The sequence below is a fragment of the Pseudomonas nabeulensis genome, assembly GCF_004682045.1.
GTDB classification, from domain to species: Bacteria; Pseudomonadota; Gammaproteobacteria; order Pseudomonadales; family Pseudomonadaceae; genus Aquipseudomonas; species Aquipseudomonas nabeulensis.
In genome coordinates, this window is record NZ_QUZT01000008.1 from 39,938 (window position 1) to 64,456 (window position 24,519).

Annotated in this window: 22 protein-coding genes; 9 read left to right on the forward strand and 13 right to left on the reverse strand. The window is 62.6% G+C overall.

The features are described from left to right. Positions 1–133: 133 nt before the first annotated feature. Together DYL61_RS06505 and DYL61_RS06510 are read right to left on the reverse strand one after the other, a co-directional pair. A complete protein-coding gene (locus DYL61_RS06505; RefSeq protein WP_105700019.1) occupies positions 134–883 on the reverse strand; it encodes a TerC family protein in 750 nt (249 codons plus the stop codon). A 31-nt stretch (positions 884–914) separates the two neighbouring features. Next, complete coding sequence (locus DYL61_RS06510) at positions 915–1,160, reverse strand: hypothetical protein (RefSeq protein WP_135307685.1); 246 nt, start codon at positions 1,158–1,160, stop codon at positions 915–917. 134 nt (positions 1,161–1,294) lie between these two features. Here DYL61_RS06510 and nhaR point away from each other — a divergent pair, with 134 nt between their 5' ends. Next, positions 1,295–2,197: a transcriptional activator NhaR gene (nhaR, locus tag DYL61_RS06515; protein WP_135307686.1), complete on the forward strand. Its 903-nt coding sequence runs from the start codon at positions 1,295–1,297 to the stop codon at positions 2,195–2,197. A gap of 130 nt (positions 2,198–2,327) precedes the next feature. Here nhaR and DYL61_RS06520 read toward each other — a convergent pair whose 3' ends face one another. Both DYL61_RS06520 and DYL61_RS06525 read right to left on the reverse strand, forming a co-directional pair. Beyond that, positions 2,328–3,482, reverse strand: coding sequence for an MFS transporter (locus tag DYL61_RS06520; protein WP_135307687.1), 1,155 nt, complete (start codon positions 3,480–3,482; stop codon positions 2,328–2,330). A gap of 159 nt (positions 3,483–3,641) precedes the next feature. Further along, positions 3,642–4,151, reverse strand: coding sequence for a DUF1993 domain-containing protein (locus DYL61_RS06525; RefSeq protein ID WP_135307688.1), 510 nt, complete (start codon positions 4,149–4,151; stop codon positions 3,642–3,644). A gap of 116 nt (positions 4,152–4,267) precedes the next feature. Here DYL61_RS06525 and DYL61_RS06530 point away from each other — a divergent pair, with 116 nt between their 5' ends. Then, positions 4,268–4,918, forward strand: coding sequence for a YceH family protein (locus DYL61_RS06530; protein WP_135307689.1), 651 nt, complete (start codon positions 4,268–4,270; stop codon positions 4,916–4,918). A 7-nt stretch (positions 4,919–4,925) separates the two neighbouring features. Here DYL61_RS06530 and fecE read toward each other — a convergent pair whose 3' ends face one another. From fecE to DYL61_RS06560, 6 genes are all read right to left on the reverse strand, one after another. Continuing rightward, positions 4,926–5,717, reverse strand: coding sequence for a Fe(3+) dicitrate ABC transporter ATP-binding protein FecE (fecE, locus tag DYL61_RS06535; RefSeq protein ID WP_135307690.1), 792 nt, complete (start codon positions 5,715–5,717; stop codon positions 4,926–4,928). Between the two features lie 4 nt (positions 5,718–5,721). Further along, the gene (locus DYL61_RS06540; protein ID WP_135307691.1) at positions 5,722–6,690 is read right to left on the reverse strand and encodes an iron chelate uptake ABC transporter family permease subunit; all 969 of its coding nucleotides are present in this window, start codon (positions 6,688–6,690) and stop codon (positions 5,722–5,724) included. Continuing rightward, positions 6,687–7,676 carry an iron-dicitrate ABC transporter permease FecC gene (fecC, locus tag DYL61_RS06545; RefSeq protein WP_135307692.1) on the reverse strand — a complete coding sequence of 330 codons (990 nt, stop codon included), beginning with the start codon at positions 7,674–7,676 and terminating at the stop codon, positions 6,687–6,689. The genes DYL61_RS06540 and fecC overlap by 4 nt, the downstream gene beginning before the upstream one ends. A gap of 2 nt (positions 7,677–7,678) precedes the next feature. Next, on the reverse strand, positions 7,679–8,593 hold the full coding sequence (locus DYL61_RS06550) for a Fe(3+) dicitrate ABC transporter substrate-binding protein FecB (protein WP_420825066.1): 915 nt from the start codon (positions 8,591–8,593) through the stop codon (positions 7,679–7,681). A 363-nt stretch (positions 8,594–8,956) separates the two neighbouring features. Continuing rightward, positions 8,957–11,347, reverse strand: coding sequence for a TonB-dependent receptor (locus DYL61_RS06555; RefSeq protein WP_135307694.1), 2,391 nt, complete (start codon positions 11,345–11,347; stop codon positions 8,957–8,959). Positions 11,348–11,428: 81 nt separating this feature from the next. After that, positions 11,429–12,349, reverse strand: coding sequence for a LysR family transcriptional regulator (locus DYL61_RS06560; RefSeq protein ID WP_135307695.1), 921 nt, complete (start codon positions 12,347–12,349; stop codon positions 11,429–11,431). Positions 12,350–12,482: 133 nt separating this feature from the next. On the opposite strand from DYL61_RS06560, the gene DYL61_RS06565 reads away from it, so the two are divergent. Both DYL61_RS06565 and DYL61_RS06570 read left to right on the forward strand, forming a co-directional pair. After that, complete coding sequence (locus tag DYL61_RS06565) at positions 12,483–12,917, forward strand: nuclear transport factor 2 family protein (protein WP_135307696.1); 435 nt, start codon at positions 12,483–12,485, stop codon at positions 12,915–12,917. 546 nt (positions 12,918–13,463) lie between these two features. Continuing rightward, positions 13,464–14,246 (forward strand): IclR family transcriptional regulator, encoded by a 783-nt coding sequence (locus DYL61_RS06570; protein WP_135307697.1) that lies wholly within the window; start codon positions 13,464–13,466, stop codon positions 14,244–14,246. Here the strand turns inward: DYL61_RS06570 and DYL61_RS06575 are convergent. Both DYL61_RS06575 and DYL61_RS06580 read right to left on the reverse strand, forming a co-directional pair. Then, on the reverse strand, positions 14,243–15,721 hold the full coding sequence (locus DYL61_RS06575) for a class I adenylate-forming enzyme family protein (protein ID WP_135307698.1): 1,479 nt from the start codon (positions 15,719–15,721) through the stop codon (positions 14,243–14,245). The two genes, DYL61_RS06570 and DYL61_RS06575, sit on opposite strands and share 4 nt — an antisense overlap. A gap of 2 nt (positions 15,722–15,723) precedes the next feature. Beyond that, complete coding sequence (locus DYL61_RS06580) at positions 15,724–16,746, reverse strand: alcohol dehydrogenase catalytic domain-containing protein (RefSeq protein ID WP_135307699.1); 1,023 nt, start codon at positions 16,744–16,746, stop codon at positions 15,724–15,726. A 148-nt stretch (positions 16,747–16,894) separates the two neighbouring features. Here DYL61_RS06580 and DYL61_RS06585 point away from each other — a divergent pair, with 148 nt between their 5' ends. The 5 genes from DYL61_RS06585 (at position 16,895) to DYL61_RS06605 (ending at position 24,063) form a co-directional block, all read left to right on the forward strand. After that, the gene (locus DYL61_RS06585; RefSeq protein ID WP_135307700.1) at positions 16,895–17,596 is read left to right on the forward strand and encodes an enoyl-CoA hydratase/isomerase family protein; all 702 of its coding nucleotides are present in this window, start codon (positions 16,895–16,897) and stop codon (positions 17,594–17,596) included. 105 nt (positions 17,597–17,701) lie between these two features. Continuing rightward, the gene (locus DYL61_RS06590; RefSeq protein WP_135307701.1) at positions 17,702–20,215 is read left to right on the forward strand and encodes a TonB-dependent receptor plug domain-containing protein; all 2,514 of its coding nucleotides are present in this window, start codon (positions 17,702–17,704) and stop codon (positions 20,213–20,215) included. Further along, positions 20,215–21,528 (forward strand): MFS transporter, encoded by a 1,314-nt coding sequence (locus DYL61_RS06595; protein WP_135307702.1) that lies wholly within the window; start codon positions 20,215–20,217, stop codon positions 21,526–21,528. Before DYL61_RS06590 ends, DYL61_RS06595 begins: the two co-directional genes overlap by 1 nt. 21 nt (positions 21,529–21,549) lie before the next feature. Further along, the gene (locus DYL61_RS06600) at positions 21,550–22,734 is read left to right on the forward strand and encodes an acyl-CoA dehydrogenase family protein (protein WP_135307703.1); all 1,185 of its coding nucleotides are present in this window, start codon (positions 21,550–21,552) and stop codon (positions 22,732–22,734) included. Positions 22,735–22,743: 9 nt separating this feature from the next. Further along, positions 22,744–24,063, forward strand: a complete 1,320-nt coding sequence (locus DYL61_RS06605) for an amidohydrolase (protein WP_135307704.1) — start codon at positions 22,744–22,746, stop codon at positions 24,061–24,063. Here the strand turns inward: DYL61_RS06605 and DYL61_RS06610 are convergent. Beyond that, positions 24,033–24,482 carry a hypothetical protein gene (locus tag DYL61_RS06610; protein ID WP_135307705.1) on the reverse strand — a complete coding sequence of 150 codons (450 nt, stop codon included), beginning with the start codon at positions 24,480–24,482 and terminating at the stop codon, positions 24,033–24,035. The two genes, DYL61_RS06605 and DYL61_RS06610, sit on opposite strands and share 31 nt — an antisense overlap. Positions 24,483–24,519: the final 37 nt, after the last annotated feature.

The following is a 24,519-nucleotide window of genomic DNA, read 5'->3' on the forward strand; positions in this document are numbered from 1 at the left end:
TGGGTGGCGAAGCCGCCCCAAATCCATACACCTCGGTTCTACTGATACACCGAGGTGTCTGAGTTTAGGGCGGCTTCGCCACCCAGCGCGGGGCAAGCCCGCTCACTACAAAACCAGCCTATTCAGCACACGCTTATTGCCGGGCAGCCAACAGGCGCTTATGCCGATTGCGCCGCGCAATATTCAAGCACTCGATCACCGCCGAGAACGCCATGGCCGCGTACACGTAGCCTTTAGGCACATGGGCGCCGAAGCCTTCGGCGATCAGCGTCATGCCGATCATGATCAAGAAGCCCAGGGCCAGCATCACCACAGTCGGGTTGTCGTTGATGAATTTGGCCAACGGCTCGGCCGCCACCAGCATCACGATCACCGAGGTCACCACGGCAATGATCATGATCGGCAAGTGCTCGGTCATGCCCACGGCGGTAATGATGCTGTCGATGGAGAACACCAGGTCAAGCATCAGGATCTGCCCGATGGCGGCGGCAAAACCGATGGTCACGGTATTGCTGACGCTGGCCTTCTCCTCGGGCTCCGGGTCCATGCTGTGGTGGATCTCGGTGGTGGCCTTCCACACCAGGAACAAGCCACCGGCGATCAGGATCATGTCTTTCCACGAAAACGCCTGGCCCAGCACTTCGAACACCGGTGCGGTCAACTGCACGATAAACGCGATGGTGCTCAACAGGCCCAGGCGCAACACCAACGCCATGCTGATGCCAATGCGCCGAGCCTTGGCCCGGTGCTGCTCGGGCAGTTTGTTGGTGAGGATCGAGATAAAGATCAGGTTATCGATGCCCAGCACGATTTCCATGACGATCAGGGTGGCCAGTGCCACCCAGGCGGTGGGGCTGGCGGCCAGTTGTAAAAGGTAATCCATGGGTCAGTCCTGACGTGAAAGTGCTGGGGAATTAGGTTTCTTTGGTATCGGAATTATCTTCGGCTTCTTTTTCCTGCTTCTCAGGCTGGATCAACCCCTGGGTCGCTTCACTCAATGCCTGCTCGGCGGCCTTATGGGTGTCATCGATGGCCTGTTTGGCGGATTCGGTGGCCGTGCCCAACACCTGCTGCGCGCTCTTCTCGACTTGATCGCAACCACTGATCACTACCAATGAAAGCGCAAACAACGATGCCGCGCCCAGGAAATTGCGTTTCATGATGTCTTCCTCGTTAGAACCATTGGGTCCAAGTAGTGGCCCCGCGATAGCGAGGCATTCTATGCAGGCGAACAGTTCAGTAAAATTCGTATTTTTCTCGCGTATACTTCGACTTTTACGAAGTGACAGCCGCCATGCTCAATTACCGCCAACTGCACTACTTCTGGGTTGTGGCCAAGACCGGCAGCATCGTGCGCGCCTGCGAGCAGCTCAACCTCACGCCCCAAACCATCAGCGGGCAGATCAGCCTGTTGGAGCAAACCTTCGGTATCGCGTTGTTTCAGCGAGTGGGTCGCCAGCTGGAACTGACCGAAGCCGGGCGGCGGGCCCTGCCCTATGCCGAGCAGATGTTCCAGACCGGCAATGAACTGGAAGCGATGTTGCGCGCACAGCCGAATGAACAGCAGGTGCTGTTCCGGGTTGGGGTAGCGGATGTGGTGCCCAAGTCCATCGTCTACCGGCTGATCGCGCCGACCATGGAACTGAGCGAGCCCATCCGCATCACCTGCCGTGAAGACAAGCTTGAACGGCTACTGGCGGACCTGGCGATACAACGCCTGGATTTGGTGATCTCCGACAGCCCGATGCCTACGCACCTGGACATCAAAGGCTACAGCCAGAAACTCGGCGAATGCGGCATCAGCTTTTTCGCCACCCAGGCCTTGGCTGACGAATACGCAGGCGCTTTCCCACAGTGCTTACAGGGAGCGCCGCTGTTGATTCCAGGCGCGGAGACGGTGGTGCGCAGCCGCTTGCAGCGCTGGTTCGCCGAGCAGCAGATCCAACCCAAGATCATCGGCGAATTCGATGACAGTGCCCTGATGCAGGCCTTCGGCCAATCCGGCAGTGGGATTTTTATCGCCCCCAGCGTGATTGCCGACGAGGTAGTGCGCCAATACGGCGTGGCGTTGATCGGCCAGACCGATGCGGTCACCGAGTCGTTCTACGCGATCTCGGTGGAACGCAAGGTCAAGCACCCCGGCATCGTGGCGATTACCGAAGGTGCGCGACGGGAGTTGTTTACCGCCCTGCCCTGACGGCATTGTGGCCAGGGAGCTTTTGTGACGAGGGAGCTTGCTCCCGCTGGAGTGCGCAGCGCTCCCAAAAATATTGGGGCCGCTTCGCAGCCCAGCGGGAGCAAGCTCCCTCGCCACAACAAACCATGAATCAGGCGTAAGTCGACACCGATTTGGCAGTCATCAGCCACAACGCCAGCAGAATCGACACCAGGATAAACCCGGACGCCGCAAAGCCCAGGCTGCCCAGGCCGAGGGTGTCGATCACATGCCCACCGACCATCGCGCCCAAGCCAATCCCCAGGTTGGCCCCGGCGATGTTCAACGACGCGGCAAACGCCGGGGCGTGGGGCGCGGCCTTCATCAAGCGCACATGGCTGACCAGGAACATCGCCGCCTGGGTCACGCCCCACACGGCCATGGCGGCTGCCAGACCGATAGTCGAGTGAATCGCCGGCACCAGGGCCACCATGCCTGCAATCATGAAACCGCAGAACACCATGGACGCGATCAGCGGATGGCGATCCACCGCCCGGCCACCCAGGGAGTTGCCGATCAGGCCCACCGCCCCGAAGCCCATCAGGCACCAGCCCACCAGCGTGCCGTCGAACCCGGCCAGCCGCTCAAGGATGTCGGCGAGGTAGGTATAAGCGGTGAACATGCCGCTGAACACCAGGATCGATAACAGGATATGGCCCTGCATCAGCGGGTTGCGCAGGATCTTGAATTGCGCGCGCAGCGTCACTTGATCATTTTTAGGCTGAGTCACCGGCAGATAGATAAACAGCAGCAAGGCCTTGGCCAACGCCACCACCGCGAGGATGGCAAACGCGGTGCGCCAGCCGAACATATCGGAAATCAAGGTGCCCACCGGAATGCCGAACACGGTGGCGCAAACGATACCGAAACCGATCTTCTCGATCGCGCGCCCGGCGAATTCCGGGCCGACGATATCCACCGCCGTTTCGCTGGCCAGGGCCCAGAACACTGGCAAGCCCAAGGCCGGGATCAACCGCGCGACAGCCATCACCCAGATATTCGGTGCCAACGCAGCCACGGTATTGGCCACGCCAAACATGATCAGGATGCTGATAAACAGCCGCTTGCGTGGGAAGCGGGCGCAGTACGCCGTGAGAAACGGCCCAAAGGCGGCCACGGTAAACGCGAACAAGGTCACCAAGAGCCCGGCCTGGGACACGCTGACATTCAGGTCCCGAGCGATGGAGGGCAGCAAGCCGACGATGACGAACTCTGTGGTCAGCACGGTAAACCCGGCAGCCGACAACAGCAGGATGGGGAACAGCATCAAAAACTCCAGAAACGACAACATCAACGACAACCCGAGGGTTCGCTGACAGGTAGGATGAGAAAGGGATGCCGAATCTTAACAGAGTGTGTCGAACGCAGGGCATGAAAAAGCCCGGTGGTGCCTGCTGGCACACACCGGGCTTTAACGTATCGAGGCTTAGAACGCGCCCATGTAGTCGCGCTTGCCCACTTCCACACCGTTGTGACGCAGCAGCGCGTAAGCCGTGGTGACGTGGAAGAAGAACTGCGGCAGGCCGTAGGTCAGCAGGTAGGACTGGCCGCTGAAGCGCTTCTCTTTCGGGGTGCCTGGGCGGGTGACGATCTCGATGCCTTCCTTGCCGTCGATCTGCTCGGGCTTGATGGTGTCGACAAACGCCAGCACCTTGGTGATCAGAGCTTGCAGGTCGGCGAAGGTCACTTCGCCGTCTTCGTATTTAGGCACTTCGATCTCGGCCAGGCGTGCGGAAACGCCCTTGGCGAAGTCGACGGCGATCTGTACCTGGCGCACCAGTTGGAACATGTCCGGGAACAGGCGCGCTTGCAGCAAGGCGTTTGGCTCGATGTTCTTGGCGGTGGCGTGGGCTTCGGCTTTGGCCAACACACCGCTCAGGGCGGTGAGCATTTGCTTGAAGACTGGGATGGAAGCGGCGTACAGGGAAATAGTCATGGCAGTCTCATGGGTAATGGCACGGTTGAACAGGTGGCGATTATAGACCTGCCCGTCGCTTGTCTTTTATTTTTTCCGGCTTACGCTAGGCACTTCTACTGCATAGGGACGCTGCGATGACCGCCGAGCACGATACCGACACCCCTGAGCCGCGCTTGAACAGCACGGAAATCCGCATCCTGGGCTGCCTCATCGAAAAACAGGCGACCAACCCGGAAACCTACCCCTTGACCCTCAACGCCCTGGTGCTGGCCTGCAACCAGAAGACCAGTCGCGAGCCGGTGACCAACCTCAGCCAAGGCCAGGTCGGCCAGAGCCTGCGTGTGCTGGAAGGCCAGGGCTTTACCCGCTTGGTGATGGGCAGCCGCGCCGACCGTTGGGAGCATCGCGTGGACAAGGCGCTGGAGCTGGTGCCGGCCCAGGTGATCCTGATTGGCTTGTTGTTCCTGCGCGGGCCGCAGACGGTCAACGAACTGCTGACCCGCAGCGGCCGCATGCACGATTTCGAAGATGCCGAGCAGGTGGTGCATCAACTGGAGCGCCTGATTGCACGTGGCTTGGCGGTACTGGTGCCGCGTCAGGCGGGGCAACGGGAAGACCGGTATACCCATGCCCTGGGCGATCCGGCAGATATCGAGGCGATCCTGGCCGCGCGGGGCAACCCGGTGGAGCGTGGGACGGGTGGGGTTTCAGCCGAACGCATCGAGGAACTGGAAGCACGGATCACAGCGTTGGAGGAGCGACTGGCCCAGTTGGAACAGGCATAAGACGCCATCAACGCTGAGGGCGGGTACTTTTCTCAATGAGGCACATGGGAGTACCCGCCACCGGTTCCTGCATGACTTGCACCTGCACATCAAACACCTGGCGCATCAACTCGGCGCTGATCACGTCCCCCGGCGCACCATCTGCCATCAACTGGCCGCCATGCATCACGGCCAAGTGATCGGCATACCGGCATGCCTGGTTGATATCGTGCAACACGGTAATCACCGTCTTGCCCTCAGCGGCCAACTCTCGCATCAAATCCATCAATTCAACCTGATGGCTGATGTCCAGGTAGGTGGTCGGCTCATCCAACAACACCACCGGCGCATTCTGCGCCAATACCATGGCGAGCCAGGCGCGTTGCCGCTGGCCGCCGGACAGGTCAGCCAACGGACGATCCGCCAACACGTCCAGCTCCAGGCGCTGCATGGCTTGCGTCACATGGGACTGATCACTGCCGCTCAAGCGCCCCCACAGCGAGTTGTGCGGGCTGCGGCCATAGGCAACTAACTGGCGCACGCTGACGCCTTCCGGCACCGGCAATACTTGCGGCAGGAATGCGATCTGCCGCGCCAGCTGGCGGGCAGTCAAGCTCGCGTAGGCCTGGCCATCCAGGGTCAGTTCACCCTGGGTCGGCTTGAGAATGCGCGCGAACGCCTTGAGCAAGGTCGACTTGCCGCAGCCGTTCGGCCCGATCAAAGCCGTGACCTTCCCCGCCGGCGGCGTAAACGACAAGCCTTGCACGATACGTGTCGCGCCATAACCGATATCGAGCTGGTGTGCGTGAAGAATACTCATGTCATCAGCCCTTGAACCGTGCCAGCAACCAAAGAAAATACGGCGCGCCAATCACCGCCGTGAGCACCCCGGCGGGAATCTCGCTCGGCGCGATCAACGTGCGGCCCAGCGTGTCGGCCAGCACCAGCAATAGCGCGCCGATCACCATCGCTGCCGGCAGCAGGTATTGGTGATGCCCGCCCACTAACCTGCGCGCCATATGCGGTGCGACCAGGCCGATAAAGCCAATCGGGCCGATCACGCCCACCCCCAAACTGGTGAGCAATACCGCACACGCCATCGCCCACCAACGCGTGGGGGTCAGCGCAGTGCCCAAGCTGTGCGCGGCCTCATCGCCCAGGGCAATCAGGTTCAGCGGCTTGGCCAGACACAGCCCCAGCGGAATCAGTGCGAGGAACGGCAATACCAGCGCCACATGGTGCCAGTTGCGGCTCCACAGGCTCCCCGTGAGCGCGAGCAACGCGGTGTTGATATCCAACGGGTGGGACAGGATCAAAAACTCGGTGACGCTGGACAAGGTCACCGCAATCGCCACCCCGGACAACGCAAAGCGCACCCCGGAAAAACTCACGCCGCTGTTGTACAACGCCAGCAGCAACGCACCGCCGGCACCGCCCAGGCACGCCACCAGTGGCAGCCAGGCAATCGGCAGCTGCGGCCAACTGATAATCGCCACGGTCAGCGCCAGGCCTGCGCCCTGGGTCACGCCGAGGATTTCCGGCGAGGCCAGCGGGTTACGGATCACGCCCTGCACAATCGCCCCGGCGAGGCCGAAGGCGGCGCCGGCGAGGATCGCGATCAGGCTACGCGGCAGGCGGTGGTTCCATACTTCAAAATCGAGGGCATCGTGGGCCAGCAGGCGCTCCAACACGGTGCCGGGCGTGAGCCACACGGTGCCGGCGCTGAGGCTGATCAGCGTGGCCAGCAGCAACAAGGCCAGCAGCAGAGACAGGCGCAAGTGTGGACGGATCATAGGGCGCGCCTGGCGAGAAAGAGGAAGAACGGTGCGCCAATCAACGCAGTTACCACACCCGCCGGAGTCTCCACCGGGAAAGCCACGGCGCGGCTGAGCAGGTCGGCGCCCAGTACGATCACTGCGCCCAAGGTAGCGCTCAGCGGGATCAACCAGCGGTAGTCGTTGCCGAGAAACTGACGAAGGATATTCGGCGCGATCAACCCGACAAACCCAATCGGCCCCACCGCGCAAACACTCGCCCCTACCAGCAACAGACTGGCGATAAACACCTGCAAGCGCAGGCTGGCAATGCCCACGCCCAAGGAGCGTGCGGCATCTTCGCCGAGGTTGATCAGGTTCAAACGCGGCGCACACCACAGCGCCCACAGGCCACCGATCAGGGTGCACGGCCAGAGCAGTTGCACCTGTGCCGCGCCGACATTGGCCAGCGAACCGGCCAGCCAATTCAGTACGCTTTGCGCCTGGGCTTCGACCAGAATCACCGTGAGCCGGGTCAACGCTGCACACAACGCCGCAACCGCCACCCCGGCCAACACCAACCGGCCCTGAGCCGTGGTCGGCGACCACGCGCCGCCGAGGCTGAACACCGTGACCCAGGCCAACGCGCCGCCCAGGCAGGTCATCAGCAACGCGCCACCGGCAAACGGTGGTGCGACCAAACCGGTCGAGAACAACGCCAGGCCCAACGCTGCCCCCGCCGTCACACCAAACAGCGATGGCGAGGCCAGACGGTTACGGGTGATGCCCTGCATCAGCGCACCGGCCAGCCCCAGGCAAGCACCGACCAGCGCCGCACACACAGCACGCGGCACGCGCAGCTGCGCGACGATATAAGCCATATTGCCGCCCACGCTGCCCTGATGGATCAGGCCATTCCACGCGTCCGATGCGGTGATCGTAAACGGCGACCAGCTATACAGCGAAAACCAGAACAACCCGGCCCCCAGCAGCACAATGCCGACGGCGGCGAAACAACGCTGCACGCTTATTGGCTCAATACAGCTTTGCCGCCTTTAAGAATCGCCAGCGCATCTTCGGCGATCTGCTCCGAGGCCAGCACGCCACGGTTGCGCGCCCAGCTGTCGCCGTCGACTTCGGCGACGTGCTGGTTACGCACGGCGCCGAGTACTTGCCACAGCGGCTGCTTGCTCCAGGCATCGACAATGCTCGGGCGGCGGTAATGGCCGACCAGCAACCAGCCCGGGTCCAATGCCAGCAGTTGTTCCAGGCTGACGAATTCGGTGGGCGCGGCGTTGGCGCGTACCGAGGGCACTTTCAGGCCGATGGCCGTCAGCACGCTACCGGCATAGGAATCCGGGCCGTGCACGGAGAAGCTGTCTTCACGGGCGACGCCGAACAACACGCTGGCGCCTGCGGGGATCTGCTGGGCAATGGTTTTCAGGTTGTTGCGGTTTTTCTGGATACGCGCTTCCATCTGCGGGCTTTTGCCCAGCGCCTTGCCGATCAACTCGGCGGATTTGAGGCTGCCCTCGTAGTCCTCACCGCGCGACGGCAGCAACAGGGTCGGCGCGATGCTCGCCAAGTCGCTGTACAAGGCTTGGTGACGGTTAAGGTCGGCCACGATCAAATCCGGTTTGAGCCGGGCGATTTCCTCGATGCTCGGCTGCGAACGCAGGCCCACGGATTTCCATTGGCCGATGGCCTGGCGCACACGGGGCAAGACGCGGTTCGCATCGCCGTCATCGGCAGCGCCTACTGGGGTCACGTCAACGGCGGCGAGGCTGTCGAGAAAGGAGAATTCCAACACCACCACGCGCTTGGGCGCATCGGGCAGATGCACGGCATGTTGGCCGTCATTGAGGTCGATGGGGGCCGCGTTTAGTACGCTTGAAGAGAACGCCAGCAGGCAGGCAGCAAGAGTGGGGATGGAGCGCAACATTCGCATGACAAGGACCTCGGCGTTGAAACACCCCGGCTAGACAGGCCGGGGAAAACGGCGGGTACTATTCCATATTGGGGCGGTGTGATCAAAAGACATTCTCATTAAGAGGCGAGTGTGAGCGCAGGTTTGTCAGTTAAGGCAACAAAGAGGTGACGCCATTCTTGTAGTGAGCGGGCTTGCCCCGCGCTGGGTGGCGAAGCCGCCCTAAACCCAGGCACCTCGGTTTTTCAGTTAGGCCGAGTTGTATGGATTTGGGGCGGCTTCGCCACCCAGCGCGGGGCAAGCCCGCTCACTACAGAGGCCATCTTTGGCAAGCCCCCTCCCACACTGATCTCCATTCACAGTGGGATCGGTGTTTGGTTAGAAATCGACGGTGGCCGACAGCAGGTAAGTACGCGGTGTCGACAAGGTCAGCCCCGGCTCGCTGTCATCCGACGCGCCGGCCGAGCTCCAGTAGCGTTTGTCTGCCACGTTCTCCACATTCGCCCGCAGGGTCACGTGTTTGTCGTCCACCTTGAACCCGTAGCGTGCACCGACGTCGATGCGGTTCCAGGCGTCGATTTCCTTGACGTTGGACTGGTCCAGGTACTGCGAGCTGGAATAGATGCCACGGCTGGTCAGGGTCAGGCCTTCCAGGCCCGGCACGTCCCATTCGGCACCCAGGTTGACGTTGTACTTGGGCGTGGCCGGTGCGCGGTTGCCGTCCCAAGCGCCGTTGGTGGTGTCCTTGAGTTTGCTGTCGATGTACATCACCCCGCCCAGCAGGCGCACGTTCTTGAGCAGTTCGCCGAATACGCTCAACTCCGCACCGGTGTTCTGGCGCTTGCCGTTGGGGCCGAACAGCTGCGTGGTGGCGTTGGTTTCATAAGCCGGCTGTTTGATGCGGAACACGGCGGCGGTGACGGCAAAGGTGCCAGCGTCGTATTTGGCGCCCACTTCCACCTGGCGGCTGATGAAGGGCGGGAAGATCTGGTCTTCGTTGCGCGAGGTGGACGGCGCGATCTTGCCCTGGCTCAAGCCTTCCATGTAGTTGGCGTACAGCGACAGCTTGTCGGTGGCCTTGAACAGCAGGCCGCCGGAGGGCGAGACTTTTTCTTCGTCGTAGCCGGTGTCGCCTTTGATGCCGTTGTTCCAGTCCGTCACCTTGACCCGCTGCCAGCGCGCACCCAGGGTCAACAGCAGGCGGTCGTCGAAAAAGCCCAGGGTGTCGGACAAGGCCACGCCGCTGAATTTGTTTTCGGTGTAGACCTTGGCGTCCTGGCGCGTCGCGGTCGACGGCGTTGGAGTTTGCACCGGGTCATACAGATTGCTCGGTGCCGCCGCATAACGGGCGCCGCCGTTGGTGAAGTCCATGTCGAAGTAGCTGGCCGCCAGGTTGACCTCATGGCTGACCGACCCGGTATGGAACCAGTTGCGCACACCGGCGTTGTAGGTGCGCACATTTTCATCCCGGGTGAAGTCCCGCGGCGACACGCTGAAATTGCCCGCAGCATTGGTCACGGAAACCGCATGGCGCAGGAAGTCGTGGTTGCTTTTACGTGCGCCGAAACCGCCGTACAACATGACGGAATCGCTCAGATCATATTCAGCATTGACCGTACCAAAGGTGTCCTTGGTGCGCGCCTTGCTCCAGGACTGCGCATAGTTGCGGCGCACATCGTTGGCACTCGGCACCGGCGCGGCAGCGGCGACCTGCACGCGTTCCTGGGGCGCATCGGTGTCGCGTTCGGTGTGGCCGATATCGGTGGACAGGCGCAAGCGCTCACCGCGGAAATCCAGGCCCAGCACGGCCATTTCGCGGTCGACGCTCTGGTGGTCCCATTCGGTGTTGCCGGACTGTTTCACGCCGTTGAAGCGCAGGCCGAATTGATTGTCTTCGCCAAACCGTCGCCCTACGTCCACCGCGCCGCCGGCCTGACTTTCGGAGGCCCAGGTGCCGGTGAATGAGGTGATGTCCTTGTCGGTGGCACGCTTGGGCACCACGTTGATCCCACCGCCCACGCTGCCCCGTGGCGAGATGCCGTTGATCAACTGGGTCGGGCCTTTGAAGATGTCGACGCGGTCGGCCATTTCCATATCGATGGTGTAGGTCGGCAGCACGCCATACAGGCCGTTATAGGACACATCACTGTTGAACAGGCTGAACCCCCGGATGGTGAACTGCTCGTAGCGCCCACCGGCCGGGTTGGTGGCGCGCACCGAGGGGTCGCTGGCGATCAGGTCGCCGAGGGTGCGGGCCTGCTGGTTTTTCACCGCGTCCTGGGTGTAGGTGGTCATGCTGAACGGGGTTTCCATAAAGTCCCGCGTGCCCAGCAGGCCTTGGTTGCCACGCCGCGCCACCTGGCCACCGGCGTAGGTGTCGCCGTCATACAGGCCGGTGGTGCCGAGGATCGATGTCGGTGCCAGTTCCAACGTACTGCCGTCCGGCACTGGCACCAGCATGTAGGCCTGGTCGCCCATGGGTTGCAATTGCAGACCGGAGCCCTGCAACAAGCGGGCAAAGCCCTCCTCCACGCCGTACTCACCGGACAAGCCACTGCTGCTGCGCCCGCTGACCAGCGCCGGGTCCACCGACAGATTGACCCCCGCCAAACCGGCAAACCGGGTAAGCGCCGCACTCAGGCTGCCGGCTGGCACCTGGTAACTGCGGCGGGCGGCGGCGTCTTCGGCAAAGCTGACAGTGGCGAAAAACGGACTGGCACTGAGGCTCAGCAGCAGGCTCAGTTTGAGCAAGGGGCGTACGACGGGCATTAGCGGAAGCTCTCAATGATGTTCACTTACCTGGAATGACCGGTGACGCGCAAAAAAGGGACAGGGCTTTCCGATTATTTTTCAGATCCCGCCAAATACCTCGGCCTGCTGCCCGGCCATTTCCAGCAGCGCGTCCACCACCACGCGCACCTTGGGCTGCATGTAGCGGGTGTGTGGCCAGATCACGTGGATCGGCATGGTTGCCCCTGCATGCTCATCCAGTACCGTCACCAGCGCGCCGCTGCGCAGATGTTCGGCCACCAGCCACGTGGGCAATTGGCACAGGCCACCGCCATCGAGGGTGGCGCACAGCATCATCTCGCCGTCGCCGAACTCATGGCGCACGCGTATTTCCTGTTCCTCTACCGCGCCCTTGGCGTTCCTGAGCAGCCAGGTCTTACGCAGGCCAATACGCCAGCCAATGATGCAGTCGTGAATCAGCAGGTCTGCCTTGTTCACCAACGGCGGTGATGTGCGCAGGTACTGGGGTGCGGCGCAGATCACCAGGCGCTGTTCGCCGAGACGACGGGCGACCAGTTCCGGATCGTCCTTGAGCTCGCCGATACGCACCGCCAGGTCGATGCCCTCGTCGATCATGTCGACCTTGCGCTCGCCGAACGTGAGGGTCAGGTCCAGTTGCGAATACCGACCCGCCAACGCGATCAGCAACGGCGCGATATGCCGGCGACCAAACGCGGCAGGCAGGTCGATCCGCAAACGGCCCTTGGGCTCGGCCACACCGCTGAGAAAGCTGCCCTCGACGCCGCGCAATTCCTCCATAACCCGCAGGCAACTGGCCAGGTACACCTCGCCTTCGTGGGTCAGGCTCAATTTGCGCGTGCTGCGGTGCAGCAACTTGATACCCAGCCGCTGCTCCAGGCGCGTAACACTCTTGCCCACCGCCGAACTGGTGACCCCCAGTTGCAAGGCGGCGGCCGTGAAGCTGCCCAGTTGGGCGGCCAGGATAAATTCAGGGATGCCGTCGAATTGCAGGGTTTCCATCATCGTCTCCGCCAGTGGGTGCGTCGATTCTAGCCTGACAGGATCAACTGAGCGTCTTTTTACCCCATTAATCAAACCTCAACGCTGGAATAAGCTAGGCGTCACTTTTTAACGACCGTCCCAGCGAGGTCTTATGCACACCGATCTGAACCGTCTTGTCAGCCTGGAAGCCATCCGCACCCTGCGCATGCGCTACTGCCATCACCTGGACGCCAACCGCATGGACGCGCTGGCGCAGTTATTTACCGAAGACGCCGTGTGCCATGTCGCCGGTGCTGGATGGACCGGCCGCGACGCGATCAAGGCCGGACTGTCCCAGGCCTTTATCGACTTCGATACCGAACAACGTGGCCAGTACCCGTTCCTGCATGCCGTGTCCAACCACTGGATCGAGATGCTCGACGACGACCACGCCGAAGGTCGTTGCTACCTCACCGACTGGGTCACCCAGCGCCCGGCCGGGGAAAACCCGTTGCTGCTGCTGGGCGTGTACGTCGATGAATATCGCCGCGTCGACGGCGAATGGCTGATCAGCCACACGCGCCTGGACGTGGTGTGGCCGTCCTGAATTTTCATCACTGACGGAACGCATGCAGCACAATTGGCCTCTGGCCGACGTTGATCGTGCGGCGTTTTATGGCATCGAGGGGAGCCCGACGCGAGGGTACACGGACTATTCGGTTGCATCGCAAGGCTGAAGCACTGTCCTTGATGTTGATCACCATTGAAATGTGGGAGGGGGCTTGCCCCCGATGAGGGAGTGTCAGTTGATGCATCTGTAACTGACACACTGTCATCGGGGGCAAGCCCTAATGCCTGTCAGTTAAGGGAAACACTGTACTTGTGGCGAGGGAGCTTGCTCCCGCTGGGCCGCGAAGCGACCCCAAAAATGGGACTGCTACGCAGTCCAGCGGGAGCAAGCTCCCTCGCCACAGGTTACTTTTCACCCTTACTATTTCTTAACTGACTGGCATTAGGGCAAGCCCCCTCCCACATGTCCCGCATTTGAATCCCGGGCACTAAAGGCTTCACCCCGCAACCGATCGCGGCTAACCTTGGGCACCGGCCAAGCCTGCGCTTGCCGAACACAATGATTTCGGAAGCCTGTGCCCCCATGGATATTTCTTCGACACCTCCCTCGCCCGCCAGCAACAAGGAAAATGCCGGTGGGCGCGTCCAGGTCATCGACCGTTCGATTGTGCTGCTGCGCACCCTCGCCGGCCTCAAGCACGGCGCCAGTGCGCTGGATCTGGCGCGCTTGACCGGTATCGACCGCACCACCATTCACCGCCTGCTCAAGACCCTCACCCACTGGAGCCTGATCGAATCCCAGGGCGGCACTTATCGCATCGGCCCGGAGTGCCTGATCTACTCGGCGGCCTATCTGAACCGCCTGAACCTGCGCAAGATCGCCCTGCCCTACGCCATCGAATTGCAACGGGTGATCGGCGAGCGCCAGGCAATTGTGTCGCTGTCGGTGCCGGTGGGCGATCAGGTGGTGTTGATCGAGCGCATGTGGACACCCACCACGCCGCTCAATGTGATTGTCGACCTGGCCGACCAGTTTCCCATCGACGGCAGCCCCAGTGGTCGCGCCGTCCTCGCCACTTACAGCGATGCGGCGGCCCAGGCGATCCTCGGCGAGGCGCGTCATGCCAAGGCACTGCCCGCGTTGGAGCTGATCCGCAGCCAGCAGGACTTCGCCTTCGGCCACGGTGAGTTCAAGCCGGGGCTGTCGTCGGTGGCGTTTCCGATTCGGGTCGAGGCCGGCCAGGCGATTGGCGCGGTGGTCGTCGCCGGGTTGGAGATGGAAGACGAAACCCATCCGGGATCGTCCCTGGCCAGCCATGTGCGCCGCGCCTGTGAAGGCATCGCGGCGCAGTTGGGCAACCTCTAGGGCTGCAGGTCCAGTGCGGCAAGCAGGCGGTTTTTCTGCACCTTGCCGTAGTGGGAGCGCGGCAGTTCATCGATGAAGTAGACACGGCGCGGCACCTTGAAGCGCGACAGCTCGGCGCGGCAGTGGTCCATCAACTGTTGCGCCGACACGGCCTGCGAACCCTCCAGCACCACGGCCGCACACACCTGCTCACCCCATTCCAGATCGGCCAGGCCGAAGACGTGAACGTCCTGCACGCCGGGATGGCTCATCAGGCTTTGCTCAACCTCGCCGGGCTGCACGGATTTGCCGCCGCTGCGGATGATGTCCTTGCAGCGTCCCAATACCCGCAACAATCCATCGCTGCCGATACGCCCCAGATCGCCGCTGCGCAGCCAGCCGTTGTCCAAGGCCTTGGCGCTGAGATCGGGGAGTTGCCAGTAGCCACTCATCAATTGCGGGCCGCCGAGCAGGATTTCGCCGAGGCCATTGGCGTCGGGCCGGTCGATGCGGATGGCGGCGCTGAACAGCGGGCGGCCGACCACGCCTTCGCCGCTGTCACCCGATGCGCGTACCGCCGCCATTTGCGCGGGCGAGAGGTAGCAACTCCAAGGCGCCTCGGTCATGCCGTAGAGCACGCCGATCCGCTCACTGAACAGGCTGCAAGAGCCTTCGAGCACTTCACCCGTCAGGGCGGCGGCGCCGACATCCAGGCTTTTGAAGGCCGGCAGATCAGCGGGCGCGCTGCCGGTTTCACGCAGCAGGCGCAGCAATTGCGTCGGCACCAGGGAGCTGAAGGCCACGTTGAATTCGGTGAGTTGGGCGATGAAGGTCTTGCCGTCGAAACGCCCGCCCAGAATCACCTGCCCGCCGCTGAGCACGTGCGCGAACACCGCCACCGCTGCTATCGGCCACAGCGGGCGCACGTTGAGCAGTACATCACCGACCGCCGCGCCCCGGCCCATGACGATGTTCTGCAAGACGGCACACAGGCTGGCATGGCGATGCATCACCGCCTTGGGCGTGCCGGTGGTGCCGCCGGTGTAGTTGAGCGAGGCCAACGCCTGGGGCGATTGGGCCGCACGCGCGGCAACGTCGACAACAGGATGTTCCGTGACGGCAGCCAGTGGCAGGCAACGGATACCCAGCCCTTGCGCCACCCCGGCGTAGGCGTGGGAAAACAGCAGCAAGGCCGCGCCGGCGTCCTGCAATTGGGCGAGCAACTCATCGGCGGACAAGGACGGGTCCAACGGCACGCGCACGCGGCCGGTGGCCATGCAGCCGTAGTCGGCGAGCAAATAGTCGAGGCTGGCATCGGCCAACAAGGCCACGCGTGCACCGGCCGGGATGTGCAATTGGTCCAACGCCTGACCGACGCCACTGAGGGCGCGATCCAGCTCGGCAAAGGTCAGTGTTTTTTGGTTGGCGGGCTCGTGCAACGCGATGCGGTCCGGCCATTTGAAGGCTGCCTGACTCAGCAGCGTACTGATATCCATGCTTACCACCCACTCAACACAATGCGCCCATTGACCTGGCGTGACTCCAACAACGCATGGGCCTCGGCCACCTGGTGAAACGGCAATACGCGATCGATCAGCGGCGTGACCTGCCCCCCCTTGATCAACGCCAAGGCCAGGCGCACTTCTTCCAGCGTGGCACTGCCCGAGCCCTGCAGGCGAATCCGTCGGCCGATCAACAAGCCGGGATTAACCGGCACCGCCGCCGGCGCGACGTTGCCCAACACCACCACGCGCCCACCGAGGGCCATGCTGCGCAAGGTGTCTTCCAGGGTGCTGCCGAGGTTCTCCATGGCCACGTCCACGCCGCGCTTGCCGGTGAGTGTCCACACCTCGGCGCTGTAGCCGGCGCTGCTGACGATCACCTCATCGGCGCCCAGGCGGTGCAGGAATTCGCGTTTATCGGCGCTGCCAGTCACCGCGATCACGCGCGCGCCCGCAGCTTTCGCCAGTTGGATCTGATGCGCGCCGAGGCCGCCGCTGGCGCCGTTGATCAACACGGTCTCGCCGGGTTTGAGCGCCGCTTCGCCGTGCAGCGCACGCACGCTGGTGCCAATCGGGCAAGACGCCAATGCGGCCTGGACGTAAGCCAGCCCGTCGGGCAGTTCGATGGCGGAAATCGCCGGCACCCGCAGGTATTCGGCGTAGGCGCCTTCGGTGTCCACCGATGGCAGGCCGAGGGCGCGGCACAGGTCCTGGCGACCGCGCAGGCAGTCGCGGCACTGGCCGCAGAAGCGCCGTTGATACACCACGACCCGAGCGCCCACCGTCAGATGATGGACGCCAACGCCCACCTCGACCACTTCCCCCGCCACTTCATGGCCCAACACCACACCGGTATGCGCCCCCGGCAAATGCCCGGCACGGTGCAGCAAATCATGATGACAAACCCCAGCCGCCTCAACTTTAACCAGCACTTCACCGGCGCCAGCCTGCGGGGTGGGCACCTCCTCGACCTGCAATTGCTCCGGTCCACCGAAGGCTTTTAGAACTATGGCTTTCATTTTTTATAACCGTTTTTGACCTGATAAGAATATGTTCATATAACAAACATATTGTTTGCATTGTGCACATGCTTTAAGTTTTCCTCACTTTGGCGCGGACCTCAAGGGGCAATCGCGTCTTTCTTTCACACCTGATGAACAGCCCTTAATGACAGTCGACTATCAACCTATTGGCGATGGCATCCTGGTGGTTACCCTTAACCGCCAAGAGCGTCTCAACGCCCTGGACAGCCAGGCCAAACACGAATTGGCCGAGGCCTGGCAACGCGCCCAGGCCGACAGCGCCGTGCGCGCCATCGTGTTGCGCGGTGCCGGGGAGCGGGCGTTTTGCGCCGGCTCCGACCTCAAGGAAATCCAAACCACCGGCGAAACCGTCAGCAGCGACGTGCTCGCCCGCGCCCTGCCGGGCGTCGGCAACGACTTGAGCAAGCCGGTGATTGCCGCCCTGCACGGCCACACACTGGGCCTGGGCATCAGCTTGGCGATTCACTGTGATTTCCGGATTGCCCGCCACGACACGCGCTTTCACTTCCCGGAAGTGCAGCACGGCATGTTGTCCGGTTTCAGCGCCATCACCCTGCCCAGCCTGATTGGTGAGGCCGCCGCGCTGGATATCATGCTCAGCGCGCGCCAATTCGACGCGCAGCAAGCGCTGGCCATCGGCCTGGTCAACCAGGTGGTGGACGACGCCTACGCCAGTTCATTGGAATTGGCCGCACGCCTGGCCAGCCACTCTGGCAAGGCGGTGGAATGGACCAAGATCCTGCTGCTGGCCGAACGCAAGGCCCGGCTTATCCGGCAGATGGCACTGGTCGACCAGGCCCGCACGGACGTGATGCTGGGACGCTGATCCTTTCCCCATAACTAGAAACTGCCAACACAAAGCCTCCCCAGTACTGTCAGGAACTCCCACCACCAGGAATGGAACGCGGCACCTAAACACTGGAGCCTCACCATGTCTCGCCCGTATACCCGCTCGCGTCCCAGGCTCAGCCTGTTGACCGTTGGCATCCTTGGGCTGTGTGCCCAACACACGGCCCAGGCCGAAGAAAAATCCCTGAGCAGCGATACCGCGCTGCAAACCGTGGTGGTCACCGGCGCCCGTGACAGCGGCCGCACCGTGGCCAAGAGCCTGGCGCCGATCGATGTGATCAGCGCCGACGACCTCGCTCGTTCCGGCAAGCAGAACCTGCGCGATGCGCTGGCCGCCAGCGTGCCGTCCTATACCAACGCGGCAGGTTTTACCGGCGGCACCGGGCTGTCGGTCAAGTCGGCAACTTTGCGCGGCCTGGGTGGCAACCATGTGTTGGTGCTGGTCAACGGCAAGCGCCGTCACAACACGTCGCTGATCTTTGTGCAGACCGCCGCCACCTCCAGCGGCCAGTCGCCGGCTGACCTCGATTTGATCCCCATCGCCGCTGTCGACCACGTCGAAGTGCTACGTGACGGCGCAGCGGCGCAGTACGGTTCGGATGCGATTGCGGGGGTGATCAACATCATCCTAAAGCGCAACCACTCCGGCGGCAGCGGCAGCGCGTTGTACGGGCAATACGCCAACCGTGTGGGCGGCAAGGGCAACTTCGGTGCGCGGGGCCAGGGCCAGGTCAACCAGGGTTTCGAACTGCCCAATGATGGTTTCTTCAGCCTGAGTGCCGACGTCGGCATCCAGGAAAGCTCTAACGTGGCCGGCGCGGTGCCGGATCGCACCAGCATCTATTTCCGTCAGAATGGCCAGCCCGACCCGCGCGAGACCAGCGAAAGCCGCTATCGCCAGCAATTGGGGCAGCCGCGCTCGCAGACCTACAACTTCGGCTACAACGCCGAATTGCCGCTGAACCAGGATTACACGCTGTATTCGTTCTCCACCCTCAGCCACCGCAACTCCACCAGTTGGGGCACTTACCGCACGGCCAACTCGCCACAGAATATTGTCTCGGTGTACCCGGACGGTTTCTCGCCGCGTTTCGTGGTGGAAGAAGACGACTTCCAAAGCGTGTTCGGCGTGCGCAACGATGACCTGCTCGGCTGGGCCTGGGACCTGAGCACCAGCTACGGCTACAACAACGCCAACACCCGCAACGAGCGCTCGTTGAACCCCTCTCTCGGCCCCGACAGCCCGCAGAATATGGACGGCGGCAACCTGATTGCCAGCCAGTGGACCAACAACCTCGACCTGACCCGCTCGTTCGACACCGGCCTGTTCGATAAGCCCTTGAACGTCTCCACCGGCCTTGAGTTCCGCCGCGACGGCTTCGAAATCCAGGCCGGCGAATACGCCTCCTATGCCGATGGCGGCTACGTGTTCCCCGCCGGCAGCCCGCTGGCCGGCCAGCGCCCCAACCCCGGCGCGCCTGGCCTGGTGGGGTTCACCCCGGCGGACGCACATAACTATTCGCGCACCAACACCGCCGCCTACGTGGATTTCAGCCAGAGCCTCACGGACAAGTGGGACGTGAGCCTGGCCGGGCGTTTTGAGCACTACAGCGATTTTGGCGACACCGGCAGCGGCAAGTTCTCCACCCGCTACGCGTTCACCCCACAATTCGCCGTGCGCGGTACGGTGAGCAACGGTTTCCGAGCGCCGTCCCTGCAACAGCAGTTCTACTCCTCGTCGCTGACCGCCTGGCGCACCAGCCCGCTCAACGGGCAGTTGGAGCAGGCCACCACCCGCTACGTGACGGTGGACGACGCCGCCGGCAAGGCTCTGGGCGCCAAGCAACTCAAGCCTGAACGCTCGATGAACTACAGCCTCGGGTTTGTCGCCACGCCCACCGACAACCTGGACGTGACCGTCGACCTGTACCAGATCGACATCAAGGACCGCATCCTGCAAACCAGTAACCTGCAAGGCACCGCCGTGTCCAACGTGCTGGCCGCCCAGGGCCTGGACCCGAACCAGATCATCTCCTACTTCGGCAACCTGGCCGACACCCGCACCCGTGGCATCGACCTGGTGGCGGACTATCGCTATGACCTGGGCCGCTACGGCAAGACCAAGTGGACCTTGCTCAGCAACCAGAGCCTGCAAACCATCGAGAAGATCAAGGAACCCGCCGCACTCGCCGGCACCGGTGTGAGCGCCGTGGGCCGTGACCGCCAGGGCAACCTGACCTCGGCGTACCCAAAGAACACCACCTCGCTGAATGCCGCGTGGCAACTGGGGGACTTCGAGGTCAACCTCAAGGAAACCCGTTACTCCAAGGTCACCGGGCGCAACCAGATTTCCGCCAGCCGCGATGAAGTGATCAAGCCGGCGTTCATCACCGACCTGAGTGTGGGTTACTGGCTGAGCGATGCGGTGAAAATCACCGTAGGCGGCGAGAACATCTTCGACAAACGCCCCGAACAGTTGAATGACGAAGCCAAGCGTTACTACTTCTTCCCCACCGACAACCCGACCTACAGCTGGTATTCGCCCTACGGCCTGGAAGGCGCGTACTACTTCGCTAAAGTCGACGTGAGCTGGTAATGACTAACTTCGAACGCCCGGCGGCCGTCTTTGACCAACGCCTGTACCGCAAACTGGCGTGGCGGATCATGCCGTTCCTGTTCCTGTGCTTTGTGCTCAATTGGCTGGACCGGGTCAACATCAGCTTTGCGCACTTGCAGTTCAAGACCGACCTGAACATCAGCGACGCCACGTTCGGCATCATCGTCGGGGTGTTCTCCATCGGTTACCTGCTGTTCGAGATCCCCAGCAACTTGCTGCTGGAAAAGATCGGCGCGAAGAAAACCATGATGCGCATCATGGTGCTGTGGGGGCTGGTGACCATCGCCACGGCGTTTGCCCAGACCCCGGCGCAGTTCTATGTGCTGCGGGTGTTGTTGGGCGCGGCCGAGGCCGGGTTCTTTCCGGGGGTGATCCTGTACCTCACCTACTGGTTTCCGGCCAGCCACCGGGCGCGCATCACCTCGCGCTTCATCATGGCAATTGCGGTGTGCGGGATCATCGGCGGGCCGCTGTCCACGGGCATCATGGGGCACTTCGCGGGCGTCGGCGGCTTTACCGGTTGGCAATGGTTGTTTGTGATCACCGGTATTCCGCCGGTGCTCGCGGGGTTGTTCGCCTGGTATTGGCTGGATGACAAACCGGCGTCGGCCAAGTGGTTGAGCGCCGATGAAAAAGCCGCTATCGAACAGGCCCTGGCCCATGAACGCCAGCAGCGCAAACCCGGCGGGCATACGCGGTTTATCGAGGCGCTGAAGGACCGCAAGGTGTGGTTCATCACCCTGGCGTACTGCCTGACCATCATGTGCACCGGCAACGTCACCAATATTTGGGCGCCGTCGATCATCCGCGATTCCGGCGTAAGCAACCTCGGGCAACTGGGGCTGTTGTCGGCGCTGCCCTATGTGGTCGGCGTGGGCGTGATGTTGTGGGCGTGTCGGCATTCGGACGTGCAACAAGAGCGGCGTTGGCACTTCGCCGTGGGCGGCCTGACGGCGGCGCTGGCGATGCTGGTATTGCCCAATTTTCTGTTCAGCCCGTATTCGGCGATTGCCGTGTTGACCCTGATGACCAGCGGCTACCTGGTGGCCACGGCGATTTTCTGGACCATCCCCACGTATTACCTGTCGGACCACGCCAAGGCCGCCGGCCTGGCGCTGGTCAATTGCTGCGGGCAGATCAGCAGCCTGCTCACGCCGATCATGATCGGCGCAATCAAGACCTCCACCGGCAGCATCAGCCTTGCCTTGTACATCGTCGCAGCGCTGGTGGCAGTGGGCACGTTGATCCTGTTGTTCGGCGTTCCACGCAGCGCCCTGCGCGACGCTTCCTGACCTTTTTTGATGGACATTTCCATGACCGATTACCTTGCCCTCGCCCACCAACTCGCTGCGCAAATCCAACCCGGCGCCGCCGACCGCGATGCCGGCAGGATCTTGCCGTATGCCCAGCTCGACCTGATCCGCGAGTCGGGCCTCGGTGCCGCGCGCGTGCCCACCGAATTGGGCGGCGGTGACGTCAGCCAACTGCAAGTGGCGCAGATTTTCATCACGCTGGCCAAGGCCGATCCGAGCGTCGCGCAGGCGTTGTTTCCGCACTTTGCCACCGTCGAACATTTGCGCCTGATCGCCAGCCCGGCGCAGCAACGCGAATACCTCGGTGCGTTTGCCGAACGCCAGTTATCGTCCGGCGCGATTGCCGAGCGCAGCGGCACCTTTCGCGGTGAGATCCACACGCGCCTGGAACGTCGCGGCGACCAGTGGGTGCTCAATGGCAGCAAGTTCTACAGCACCGGTTGCCTGTTTGCCGACCTGCTGAAAATCCAGGCGGTGGACGAGGCCGGTAACGCGGTATACGTGATGCTGCCCGCCGACACCGCCGGCATTACCTTGCTGGATGACTGGGACGGCATGGGCCAACGCGTTACCGCCAGCGGTAGCACTTTGCTGGAAGAGGTGCAGGTACGCCCGGAGCAGGTGATCCCGTTGGCACAGTGGTACCAACGCCGCAACTATATCGGTGCCAGCGCGCAATTGATCCACTGTGCCCTGGATGTCGGCATCGGCCTGGCCGCGCTGGATGACGCCGTGGCCTGGGCGCGCAGCGGTACGCGACCCGTGCGGGAAAGTGGTGTGGATTCGGCACGTCAGGATCCTTACATCCTGCACACCCTGGGCGATTTGGCGGCACGTATCCACGGCGCCGAAGCGCTGGTGGAGAAAGCCGCCGGCGCGGTGGACCTGGCAGCGCGTACGCAGTTGCAGGGGTTGGCGGAGGGTGAGGCACTGGAGGCGATTCTGGTGAAGTCCTCGATTGCGGTGGCCGAAGCCAAGATCGCCTCGACCCGCGCCGCCTTGTTTGTGTGCGAACGCCTGTACGAAGTCGGCGGCGCCGCCACCACGCAGTCGCGCTACAACTTCGACCGCCACTGGCGCAATGCACGCACCCACACCACCCACGACGCGCTGGCCTACAAGTACAAGGCCATCGGCGACTACCTGCTGAACGCCAAGGCACCGCCGATTGCGTTTACTTATTGAGCCTTGGATATGTCCAAACTACCGTTGTTACTGCTGCTTCTGTCCGGTGCGGTCTCCGCCGCCGAGCCTTGGGCGGATCTGGATGCGCAGATCAGCCAAGCCTTGCCTGGCGTGATCAAACTGCGCCATGCCATTCATCAGCAGCCCGAACTGGGCAACCGTGAATTCCATACCAGCGAACGCATCGCGCAGCGCCTGCGCGAACTCGGCCTGGAGGTACAGACGGGGATCGCCCACACCGGTGTGATTGGTATTTTACGCGGTGGCAAACCCGGCCCCGTAGTGGCGATTCGTGCCGAGCTGGATGCCTTGCCGCTCACCGAGCAAACCGGCCTGCCCTACGCCTCGACCGTTCGCACCCAGGACGAAGGCGGTGATTTTCGCAGCCGTGGCAAAGAGGTCGGGGTGATGCACGCCTGCGGTCACGATGCGCATATGGCGATGGCACTGGGCGTCGCCGAGGTGTTGGCGGCCCATCGTGATCAACTGCCGGGCACGCTCAAGTTGATCTTCCAGCCGGCCGAGGAAGGCCCGCCACTGGGAGAACAGGGCGGTGCGCAATTGATGATCAACGAAGGCGCGTTGCAGAATCCGGCGCCCGCAGTGATCTTCGGTATTCACGTAACGGCCGGCACGGCGGGCACGTTCACCCTCAGCCGACAACGCACCACGGCGGCGGCGGATACCTTTGTCGCGCACATCGTCGGTCGTCAAACCCACGCCGCATTCCCCTGGACCGGCATCGACCCGGTGCCGGTGGCGGCCCAGGTAATCCTGGCATGGCAGACCATTGCGAGCCGTCAATCGAACCTCAGCCTGTTGCCGGCGCCGGTGATTTCCGTGGGCCGTATCGAGGCCGGTGATCGCCACAACATCATCCCCGCCGAAGTGCGCCTGGAGGGCTCGATACGTACGGTCAGCGATGAACAGCGCGAAGACGTATTGCAACGCATGACCCGTACCGCCGAGAAAATCGCCGAAGCATCGGGGGCCTCCGCCAAGGTCGACTACCTGCCCGGCAACTACCGCGCTGGCTACAACAACACAGCCTTGGTGGATCAATTGATGCCCGTGCTGCAACAGGTCTCCACCACCCCGGTGCGTATTGACAATGGCACCTACGGCGCTGATGACTTCGCCGAATATGCACGCCAGGTGCCGGGGATTTTCATGCGCATGGGCGTGACGCCACCCGCCTTGGAAGGCAAGACCGTCTGGCCGACCCATTCGCCGGGGTTCCAGGTGGACGACCCAACCCTGGCGGTGGGCATCCGGGCGTTGAGCCGCATGACCTTGAGCTACATGGCCAGCGGTGGTTCGGCCGAATAGATGATGGTTTGCGCGCTATCGGGTGCAACCGACGGCCGGGTGAAGTAGGTGTCGCCTTCGTCGGTAAGAATCTCGTAGTCGACTTTGCGGGTGCCGTTGGCGTGCTTGATGATCTTGAGCACGCGCTGGAACTTCACGCTCTGCGTGCCGTTCTGGTTCGGCCCGGTCAGTACGCTGACGCTTTGGAACCAGCCGGCGTGTTGCTTGTGGGTGACCAGGGTGCTGGTCATCGCCTCGAAACGCTCCAGGCGAGTAAAGCCCCACAGTGTCTGCTCGTGCACCGTGGCATCCGGCGTGGCGGCGCCGGTAAAGACAAACAGATTGATCGCCGGGCTGTCTTCGCAAAAGAAGTCGTAGGGGACCAGGCCGTCGACCATTTTCCTGCCGGGCACGAAGCCCTTTTTGTGCACCTGAAACATCGCCACCTCCACTCAATCAATGGCGACAAGTCTAATC